We start from the raw sequence: 9,958 nt of genomic DNA, 5'->3' as shown, positions 1-9,958 counted from the left end.
TTCATATTTACAAATTCCCAATCATATTTTATGAATTTTTAATCTTATTTGTGTTTATTTATGCTAGAATAACTTGAAATCATTTAGAGATTCATATTTAAAGAAATACGATGAATAATCTGCTCCACATCATTTTTAATCATAATAAATTGTATTTCTTTAGCTAACCAACTATTTAAATCATCAAACGTATAATTATTTTTGCGCAATACAGTATCTATGGGACAGTCCAAGACGCCATCAGCGTTGACTAGAACATCCGATTCCTCTACATCTAGTTGAATCGTCTCATCTCTTCCTATAACCACATAAATATATTTTACTTGTTTATGGACTGCTAGTTTGTCTAGCTGATTTTCATTTGTAATATTCTTTCCCTACTTCCCGGTTCTTTTATAAAAAATAACCGTTTTTAATTATTTATACGCTTATATCTTTAGTTAAACGAGTTTGTTTACTGCTTTATTATACCTGTTACAAACTGGTTTATTACAAAAGGTTATCATAATAACTAGGCTATTATTAGGAGGCTGTCAAATGTCTGACATACATGTTCCAATTGGTTCGACTTTAAAAAAAATCAGAGAAAATAAGGGATATACCCAAAAAGAGATCTCGGATGATACTATGGCTCGTTCAACTTACACAAAGTTTGAAAATGATGATATCACACCTACTCTTTCAAAGTATCTCGCTATACTGGATCATATGGATATGACACACGACGAATTTATCTATATCTTAAATGATTGTGAATTAGGACAAAAAGAAACCATTCTCTATTTATTTAAACAATTAGAAAAAAAACCGACTCGTGAATTGCTCGATGAGATTATTGAAAAGGGCGAAGAATTAGTACGGAAGCGTTACGACCAATTGACAATGGATATTCTTGACGCTTGTCGTGGGTACATTGTTTTATTAGATGAACACGACTTAACAAAAGCGAAGGATTATGCAAAGCAAGTCTGGAAACGCATGGAGACGTTGGATAATTGGTACTTAGCAGAATTGCATATCATGAATAGCATTTTGTATTTATTTGACAGTGAAACTGCCTCTCGCTTAACAGATCGGGCCTTGTCAAATTTAGCTCAATACCCAAATATTGAAGAAACGATCACTTTAAAAATCAGTTTTTTACTGCATGTGACCAATTTGCTGATGATAGATAAAAAATACGAACAAGCATTATTCTATATTAAGCAAATGGAGACAGAAAGCTCACAAAACGACTGCTCGGTCATGTTGGCTATTTCGTTGGTCCGTAAAGAAGTTTGTATGACCAAAATCGGTGATACATCTGAATCAGGACTCATTGACAGAGCCATTCGTATTTTAGATATTTTGAATAAACATGATTTAAAAGCATTGGTTGAAAAAGACCCAGAGAACTTCTTTAATCTCTATTCAAGCTAACTTAAAGATAATGTGAAAACTGAGATTTTAATCAGTTGAGACTGATTTGGAATAAAAAATGCATTTAATTTACATTATCAGCGGTAATGGACAAGTTAGCGAGTAAATCCACAGAACTTGTCCAGTTTTGTGCTTTTTGGGACAGTAAAAAAGCCGCTTCTCTTCTTGAGAATCGGTTCCGGATTTTTCTATAGCAATAAAAATTTAGGTAAATGAAAAAGGCTGAACTAACTTTGAGTTAGGCAGCCTTTACTTCATTTTTAATAAGAATCACTTTCCCAGCCATTAGCTTTATATGCATTTACCATATTCTTGTTGTGTTCATCGGTTGCATAACTAATTTCTACTGGCCTCAAATGAATATCATACGTATCTTCATTTTTATCAACTGAAATCACTTCAATTTTAGCTGGATCCACAAACATTGAATCTTTAATCAAATCGCCTTTTTGAGGAACATCTTTTGATTCATAAGGCTTTTTCAGCGTAATGATTTTTTCAGGGCTTTTTACATTGATTGTACGATATAGTGTCATTTCCATTGTCTTTCCTCCAATAGTTCTGTCTTCAAGTAAATCATATCACAACTTTGGGATTGGTACGAATGGAACACTCACCAAATAGATTTAAACTAGTTGACATCTTGAATAAATAAGATTATTTTCTGTGTTTCTTTGTCCACTTTTCTGGATTTTAGATATACTTCCTTTTATACCTCTTACAATTTACTTAGTTTTCCTTTGATTGTTTCAATATGTAATTGCTTTGTTTCATCATCAGCATGCATAAAGGGTTTAAGTATTTGAAAATAGTATTTTATATCCTCTGTTGTTAGCTTTGGTGAAGTATTTTGTAATTCTCTTTTAAGTAATGCTTTTAGCTGATTTCTTTTTCCCACACTCACATTTGAACTCGTAACGGTTATTTTCTTTAGTTCACAATTATTACTGAAAATAATAAAAGACTGCATCAATGATTCATCAGTAATATCTAAAGCTTCTTGCAAAGCTTTAATGTGACCTTTATTTTGCCAAATAGGATTAAAAAATTTGAACTTCTTTTTATTTGGAAAAGTCTGAGTCCAATTACGATGTTTTTCATCTCCAAATATCCATCCGCTATAATTTTTTGATTCAATAACAAAAAATCCATATTTTGTTATCATAACCAAATCAATTTCGGTCGTACTACCATCCTCTTTAGGAATATAAAGATTCGTCAATATTAATTTTGTCCCTTTTATTTTTTCAAGAGTCCGATATATATTGTATTCACCCATGTTTCCTTTATCAAATAAAGTTTGCCAAAAAGTATGATTACTTGCGCGTTGATAATTTGAATCATTAAAATCCAAATAGTTCATGAAAATGATTATTCCAAATACTAGTATATACATAACAAATAACATTCCTATAAGTGCTACCATTAATTCTATTTCCTCCACATTTCTTATTTCATTCCTTACTAATCATACCTTAAGTTGAGTAGAATAAAAATAAAGGATTCAATGAAAAACACTTAAGATTCATTCTTAAGTGTTTTTCTAACTTTTTAAATTGTATCAAACTGAAAAATTGTTTCTGAAATGACTTGCCTTTCTATTCTTTATCAACTGTTGTTTTTATTCATTTTCAAATAATCCACAGCTTTTTTTAACCCTTCTAAACCATCCATTACTTTCTTTCGCGGACAACCGATATTCATCCGAAGGAAGTCTTTTCCTTGTACTCCATAGATTGATCCGTCCATAATAGCAACTTCTCCAATTTCGATAAGAGCCTGTTGCAGATCTTCCATCTCGAAAGGCAATCCACTGATATCGATCCAGGCTAAGAATGTTGATTCTGGGATGGTAAACTTAATTTCTGGAATCTGTAATTTTAAGTAATTAGCTACGACAGTTAGATTACTTGAAATATACTCATTCAATTCGTCTACCCAATTTTGCCCACTGCTATAACCTGCCATGATGCTTTCAATACCCATAATGCTCGCAGATGACAAACCATCTCTATTTTTCAATACTTCTAAAAAATCTTCTTGCAATCTTTTATCTGGTATCAATGCATAGGAACCTATCAGACCCGAAGTATTAAACGTTTTACTTGCGGAAGAACAGATAGCTATTTGTTCAAATTTTGTTGCCACTGAAACAACTGGAAGATGTTGATAAGTTTCTCGAACAATATCCATATGAATCTCATCGGAAATCAAGAATACATGGTAACGATCACATAACTCAATCATTTTAGTCAACTCTTCTTTTGTCCAAACTCTACCTGTTGGATTCTGAGGGCTGCACAATAAGAAAATCGTAGTTTTTTCATCAGCTAATTTTTGCTCTAAATCGTCAAAATCTATTGAATAAATTCCGTTAATATAGTGAAGCGGATTTTCTGCTATCTCTCGTTTATTCGTGCGAATTGTTTTAAAAAAAGCATCATAGGCTGGTGTTTGAATGACTACTTGTTCTCCTACCTCCGATTTTAATTCAATTAAGCGTGAGATAGTATAAATGACAGAAGGTGAATAGACGATCCAATCTAAATCAACTTGGGTTGCAAATCGTTCTTTATACCATGAGACAATTGATTGTTTAAAATCAATATGGTTCCATCTAGTATAGCCGTATATTGGATGAGACTCTCTCTTTTTTAGCGCGTTATTAATAACGTCAGGGACAGCAAAATCCATATCAGAAATAGTAAAGGGCAATAAATCATTTACCCCAAAACGGTCTTCTATATAATCCCACTGCGTACAGTACGTTCCTTTCCTGTCAATCAATTCATTAAATACATTTTTTTCCAACACTACCGCACCCTTTTCGTTAGATTAATCGTTCTAATTGGTTTTTTAATGAAGCTACTTGAGTTCCGATGATGACTTGAAGATTCTGATCGTCTAATTTCATCACTCCCAATGCTCCATTAGCCTTTAATACTTCTTCATCAACTTCATCCATATTATGAACCACTAACCTTAACCGAGTAACGCAATTGTCCAATGAAGCTATATTTTCAGTACCACCTAAAGCAGATAGAATAACAGGAGCATCATATTTCCCTTTTTTCTTATGGCCTAACTCTTCTTCTGAATAATTTGTGTTGTCTTTATTAACGAGTTCTCTTCCTGGTGTTTTTAAGTTAAATCTCTCAATAGCAAATTTAAATACGAAGTAATAGATAGCAAACCAAGCTGCTCCTACTAACAAGACCAAATACCACTTTGTTTGGTTTCCTTGTAATACGCCAAAAATAAGGAAGTCTAAAATTCCACCATCGGTATTTCCAATTTTAACGTTCAGTAAAGCCATTACCATAAAACCTAATCCAGTCATAATCACATGGAATAAGTACAATAATGGAGAAACAAATAAGAATAAGAATTCAATCGGTTCGGTAATCCCGGTTACAAAAGTTGCTAAAACACCAGAAATTAATAATCCTTTAATTGCCGATCTATTTTCTGGTCTAGCTGTTTTATACATGGCTAATGCAGCAGCAGGCAGACCAAACATAAAGGTCGGCATTTTCCCTTGTGATAGAAAAGCGGTAGCATCTGCACTGATTGGAAGTCCTTCTTGCAATTGAGCATAGAAAATATTTAATGCTCCCGAGACAGTATTTCCATCAACAATTTGTGTTCCACCAGCTTCTGTAAATCGAATCATCGATACTAGAATATGATGTAACCCAGTTGGTAACAGCAATCTTTCTCCAGCACCAAATAAAAATGGGCCAAAGCTTCCAGCACTTTGAATCAGATTTCCAATACCTGTAATTGCTGCTCCAAATATTGGCCAGATCATTGGCAATGTCAAACCAACTATACTTAAAACTAAAGATGTAATGATTGGTACAAACCTAGCTCCACCAAAAAATGCGAATGCATCTGGCAATTGAATCTCAGAGAACCGTTTATGTAGCGATGAAACAACAATACCTACAATAATCCCACCTAGAACACCCATTTCAATCGTTTGGATGCCCATTACCATTCCTTGTCCTGCTTCTCTCAAAACTTCTGGATCAGCCAAGATATTGGCTTCAGTTAGATAAAAATTAATGGATAAGTTCATGATGATGTACCCAACTAGTCCAGAAAACGCTGCTACTCCTTTATCATAACGGGCTAGCCCTAAAGGAATCGCCATTGCAAACAAGACAGGTAAATACGTAAAAGCAAATCCGCCTATAGTAGATAAAAACCGGAAGAATACTTGCAAATACTCATTGCCAAGAAAAGGCATAATTTCAAGAGTCGTTGCACTTGTAAATGAGCTGCCTATTCCCAACAACAATCCCATAAACGCTAATAAAGCGACCGGCAACATGAATGTTTTGCCTAAGCCTTGAAAAAACTCCCAAAAACTTCCCTTACCTTTTTTCATTATTTTCTCTCCCTTACTCTTTTGTATCTTCAAGATACCTTTTCGCCACACCTCAAGCAAGCGTTTACATAATTTTCGAAAAGTGTTACAAAAAATGTAAGGATATACAAGAAGCAACTATTTATTTAGTGTGTTGTTTGATGTACTCAATGATTACTAGATCCATTAACAAGTTAAGAGTAAATCTAGAACTCATATCAATTTCATCATAATAATGACTTTCTGAATATGCCATAAGAGTTAAATCAGCTAAAAATTCTATTTGACTGCCTTGCGTACCTGTTATAAGAATCAATGGTACATGCCTTTGTTTTAAAATAGTAGCGTATTCTATCAGGTGTAAGGTTTCACCACTATGGGATATTAGAATAGCAACATCTGTTGGCTTTAAATGATTAGCAACTGCCCTTAACTCATCCCAGTCATTTCTAGCAGAAGCTATTTTCCCTGCAAATGTCAGTTTTCTTGCAGCTTCACTGCAAAATGGAAAAGACGCTCCTACACCAAAAAACTCTACTAATTGACTGGCGTTTAATAACTCAACTGCATTTAATACATTTTCTGTATTTAAAGCATTCACTGTTTGATTCATTTCGTTTTTAAAACGGCTAACATGTCTAGCTATTTCTCCAACTCCTTTTTCTTCCTGATGTTGTTCTTCTTTTGTTCCTTTGTACTGATCTAAAGCATATTTTAATTGCTGGTAACCTTTAAAACCTAATTTCTTACATGTACGGCTAACAGTAGCAGTCGATACATAGATAGTGTTAGCAAATTCCTCTATGTTTAATCCTGATACTTTATTTGGGTATTTCAACATGTATTCTAATACTTGAGATTCTAATGTACTCAATTCTTTTCGTTTAACCAATAATTTCTTAAAAAAGAGATTAGCCTCTGACAAACTTTTTCACTCTCCTATGTTTAATTTACTTATTAGTAAAAATAATTTACTTCTTAATGAAGCCTGCATAATATTTCTATAACTATTCTATCTAACTCATGATAACTTAAAATAATAAAATAAAAAATGATAGATTATAAAAAAAGAATACTTAAGATTTCCTCTTAAGTATCCACTAATTAACTTTATGGAATTGCTAACATTTCTACCTCTTCTTATATTGATCCATTTCTTCTCTTGATTGTTTAATTCTTTCATTACCAGCTATGTAGTTTTTAGATAGGAAGGTATAAAAGATAACATCAATGGCAATCATTTGAGCATGTAGCGAGCTAGAAATAAATTGATTACCCGTTTCAATTGTTTTAACGGTCTGAATGGTATAATCAGCTTTGTTGGCTAGGCTATTTTGTCCGAATTGAGTCAATCCAACAGTTTTTATAGAGTTTTTTTTGGCTAATTTAATCAGTTCGACAATTTCCCTTGTCTCCCCTGAATTAGAGATGCCGAAAAAAAGAGCATTTTTTGGAGCTGCTCCTAGCATAGATACCAATTGATGATTATCGGTAGGGCAAATAAATACTTTGCCCACTTTACTCCATTTTTGCACCATATTTTCAGCAATGATCCGTGAATTACCCACACCATACACATAAACGATAGAAGCAGCTTCAATTAGTTCAACAACTCGCTCACTATCAAACTCATTCATCAATGAAATGGTTTCTTCCATTGATTTAAAGGCATTAGCTAATAGTTTGCTTTTGATCGTGCTGATTTTTTCTTCTGCCTCTATTTCCGCATAACCAGATTCATCCACTGATACAATTTCTGCAGATAAGTTTACTTTTAGTTTTGTAAATCCGTTAACGCCAATTCGATTGCACAACCGAATAACAGCCGTCGAATTTGAATCTGCGGCTATTCCCAGTTGTGCTGTTGTCATTTTAATAGTCTCTTCCGGATTTTTAAGTATGTACTCGCCGATTTTCCTTTCAGAATTAGGCAAATCATCAAGGACACTTTTAATTCGACCTAGAATATTATTTCTAATCATGTTGTTTCACCTCGTATAATCAAAAGATACAGGAATATTCAAGAGAAAGCAATCTAATGATAATACGTTATCTTTCCTAGTATGACAGGTTTCGTTGCGCCTGTAGCACTTGGAACATTGCTTGGCAAATGATGAATGGTCTGGTTCGCTAATATAGTCATTGCAATCGCTTCTTTAGCTTCAGAAGAAAAGCCCACTTCTTCTTGGATACGCACCGTTATTTCAGGTAACTGTTCTTTAATTATTTGAACTAAAGTAGGATTGTAACTTCCACCACCTCCGATAATAAGATCTGTCTGTTGATCGATAAATGGGCGTATATTTACTGCAATAGACTGTGCCGTAAATTGAGTGGCTGTTGCAATGATGTCATCTGGTGCTACCTTATTTTGCCATTGTCCAATGAGATTTGCTGTATACTCTTCTCCAAAATCTTCTCTTCCGGTAGTTTTAGGGTGTTTTCTTTCAATATAAGGATGAGCCATCATCTCACTTAACATTTCTTGGTCTACTATCCCTTTAGAAGCATGCTCACCATTATTATCGTAATTTTCTTGATAAAAGTGCTGGCACAATTCATCAATAATCATATTCCCAGGTCCTGTATCAAACGCAAGAACATCTTCCATTTGTGCTCCAGCAGGGATTACCGTCACGTTGCCGATGCCACCAATATTTTGCAATAAACGTGTCCGTTCAGCGTCTCGATATAAGACAAATTCAGAATACGGCACAATTGGAGCACCTTGACCATTTACGGCCATGTCTCGTGTTCTAAAATCGGATACGACCATTGTTTTAGTTTCTTCCGCGATAACTGATGACTCCCCAATTTGCAAAGTAGAAGCTAACTGATGAGATCTAGGAACTGGCAAATGGTAAATTGTTTGACCATGTGAAGCTACAAAATCGACTTGTTCAAGCGGGAAGTCTGCTTTTTCACACACTGCTTTAACAGCTTCACTAAAGACATACCCTAATTCAACATTTAAACTGCAGATTTTATCGACTGAAGACGTTTCAATCGATAAGACCTCTTTGATTTTTTTAACAATTTTAGCACTTAATGGATAAGTTGTAAATTCCACTAATTGAACAGTTGTATCGGTATTGGTTCCATGTATCTCTACTAATGCAGCATCAACGCCATCTAGAGATGTACCTGACATAATTCCGACTGCAAAGGCCATTTTATCACCTCGATTATTTTTTTAGAGCATTCAATTCTTTTTGCATCTCAATCATTTGCATGATCAAGGTTTGTTCCGCCATTGACGTCATCAATTGGTCTTGCGCATGGATCAACAGTAAACTGATTTTGATGTCTTCTCCGCGAATTTCATCTTGAACCATTTTCGTTTGGGTATTGTGAGCTAGGTTCATTTCTTTTTTGCACTCTTCCATTAATTGATCGCATTCTTCGTATGAACCAGCACGAGCTTTTTCTAAAGCTTCATACGCTAACGCTCGAGCATTTCCTCCGTGTCCAATAATGTCAAAAATAATCATTTCCAAATCTTCCATTTTTGTCTGCTCCTTTAATCGTTTGATTTTAGTTTAAATTGAAATTTTTGCCACGGTTTTAAATAATCCAGTAAAAATTGCTCTTCTTCTACTACATGTCCGACTACATTTGATTTCCCGGAATTTTTCATGGGCTTCAAGGCTACTTGTAATTCACCGGCATAATGCGCATATAAAGACGTTTCGATAATAATATCGCCTTTTTTCATGTCCGGTGTGTTGAATGGAACAAATTCATGACCTTTATACTTCACACGGCTTTGAGTCGAGCGAACCACATAATCCGATACATCTCCGCGATTAAAATGGAATTCTTCTACGACGATTTTTTCTTCCAGTTCAGGAACGCTCTCTTCTAATTCACACATAAGTGTTAATTGGTAAGGATTAATTTCACTTAAGGCTTTCAGCTCAGCTTCACTAGCAAATGCATTAGCAATAATCACGTCATCAATAACTTCAGTTGCCCATAAATGTTTGGCTTGAACCTCAATCGGCCATTCACGATGCATTTCCAATGTACATAGCCCTTCATCTACCGGCCAAGGACCAATGTGAGCTGATGGCGAATTGACAAAAGCAGCCGTTACTAGCCCATGTTCTTTGTATTGCTTACTCGTTTCGATAAAATGATCATAATTCAAACCCGTGTAGCGGTGTG

General features: G+C 34.5%; 11 protein-coding genes. 1 reads left to right on the top strand and 10 read right to left on the bottom strand.

Annotated elements, in window-relative coordinates; all coding sequences use genetic code 11:
- Window positions 1–83: 83 nt before the first annotated feature.
- On the bottom strand, window positions 84–308 hold the full coding sequence (locus ABS911_RS12820; RefSeq protein WP_023178320.1) for a hypothetical protein: 225 nt from the start codon (window positions 306–308) through the stop codon (window positions 84–86).
- Between the two features lie 229 nt (window positions 309–537).
- Between ABS911_RS12820 and ABS911_RS12815 the strand changes: the two genes are divergently transcribed.
- A complete protein-coding gene (locus tag ABS911_RS12815; RefSeq protein WP_350467880.1) occupies window positions 538–1,419 on the top strand; it encodes a helix-turn-helix domain-containing protein in 882 nt (293 codons plus the stop codon).
- A gap of 260 nt (window positions 1,420–1,679) precedes the next feature.
- Here ABS911_RS12815 and ABS911_RS12810 read toward each other — a convergent pair whose 3' ends face one another.
- The 9 genes from ABS911_RS12810 to ABS911_RS12770 all read right to left on the bottom strand — a co-directional run.
- Window positions 1,680–1,961, bottom strand: a complete 282-nt coding sequence (locus ABS911_RS12810; protein ID WP_023178323.1) for a hypothetical protein — start codon at window positions 1,959–1,961, stop codon at window positions 1,680–1,682.
- A gap of 176 nt (window positions 1,962–2,137) precedes the next feature.
- On the bottom strand, window positions 2,138–2,845 hold the full coding sequence (locus ABS911_RS12805) for a nuclease-related domain-containing protein (protein WP_350467879.1): 708 nt from the start codon (window positions 2,843–2,845) through the stop codon (window positions 2,138–2,140).
- Between the two features lie 182 nt (window positions 2,846–3,027).
- Window positions 3,028–4,230, bottom strand: a complete 1,203-nt coding sequence (locus ABS911_RS12800; RefSeq protein ID WP_350453410.1) for a MalY/PatB family protein — start codon at window positions 4,228–4,230, stop codon at window positions 3,028–3,030.
- A 19-nt stretch (window positions 4,231–4,249) separates the two neighbouring features.
- A complete protein-coding gene (gene malX, locus ABS911_RS12795) occupies window positions 4,250–5,812 on the bottom strand; it encodes a maltose/glucose-specific PTS transporter subunit IIBC (protein WP_350467878.1) in 1,563 nt (520 codons plus the stop codon).
- A gap of 121 nt (window positions 5,813–5,933) precedes the next feature.
- The gene (locus tag ABS911_RS12790) at window positions 5,934–6,716 is read right to left on the bottom strand and encodes a MurR/RpiR family transcriptional regulator (protein ID WP_350467877.1); all 783 of its coding nucleotides are present in this window, start codon (window positions 6,714–6,716) and stop codon (window positions 5,934–5,936) included.
- Between the two features lie 205 nt (window positions 6,717–6,921).
- Window positions 6,922–7,773, bottom strand: a complete 852-nt coding sequence (locus ABS911_RS12785) for a MurR/RpiR family transcriptional regulator (RefSeq protein ID WP_350467876.1) — start codon at window positions 7,771–7,773, stop codon at window positions 6,922–6,924.
- Between the two features lie 53 nt (window positions 7,774–7,826).
- Window positions 7,827–8,963, bottom strand: a complete 1,137-nt coding sequence (gene anmK / locus ABS911_RS12780) for an anhydro-N-acetylmuramic acid kinase AnmK (RefSeq protein ID WP_350467875.1) — start codon at window positions 8,961–8,963, stop codon at window positions 7,827–7,829.
- Between the two features lie 13 nt (window positions 8,964–8,976).
- Window positions 8,977–9,297 carry a PTS lactose/cellobiose transporter subunit IIA gene (locus ABS911_RS12775; RefSeq protein WP_350467874.1) on the bottom strand — a complete coding sequence of 107 codons (321 nt, stop codon included), beginning with the start codon at window positions 9,295–9,297 and terminating at the stop codon, window positions 8,977–8,979.
- 14 nt (window positions 9,298–9,311) lie between these two features.
- Window positions 9,312–9,958: phospho-sugar glycosidase domain-containing protein (locus ABS911_RS12770; RefSeq protein ID WP_350467873.1), on the bottom strand; the 647-nt coding region annotated here is incomplete at its 5' end.

The organism is Carnobacterium sp., assembly GCF_040274425.1.
This window is presented reverse-complemented; position numbering and strand designations above follow the sequence as displayed.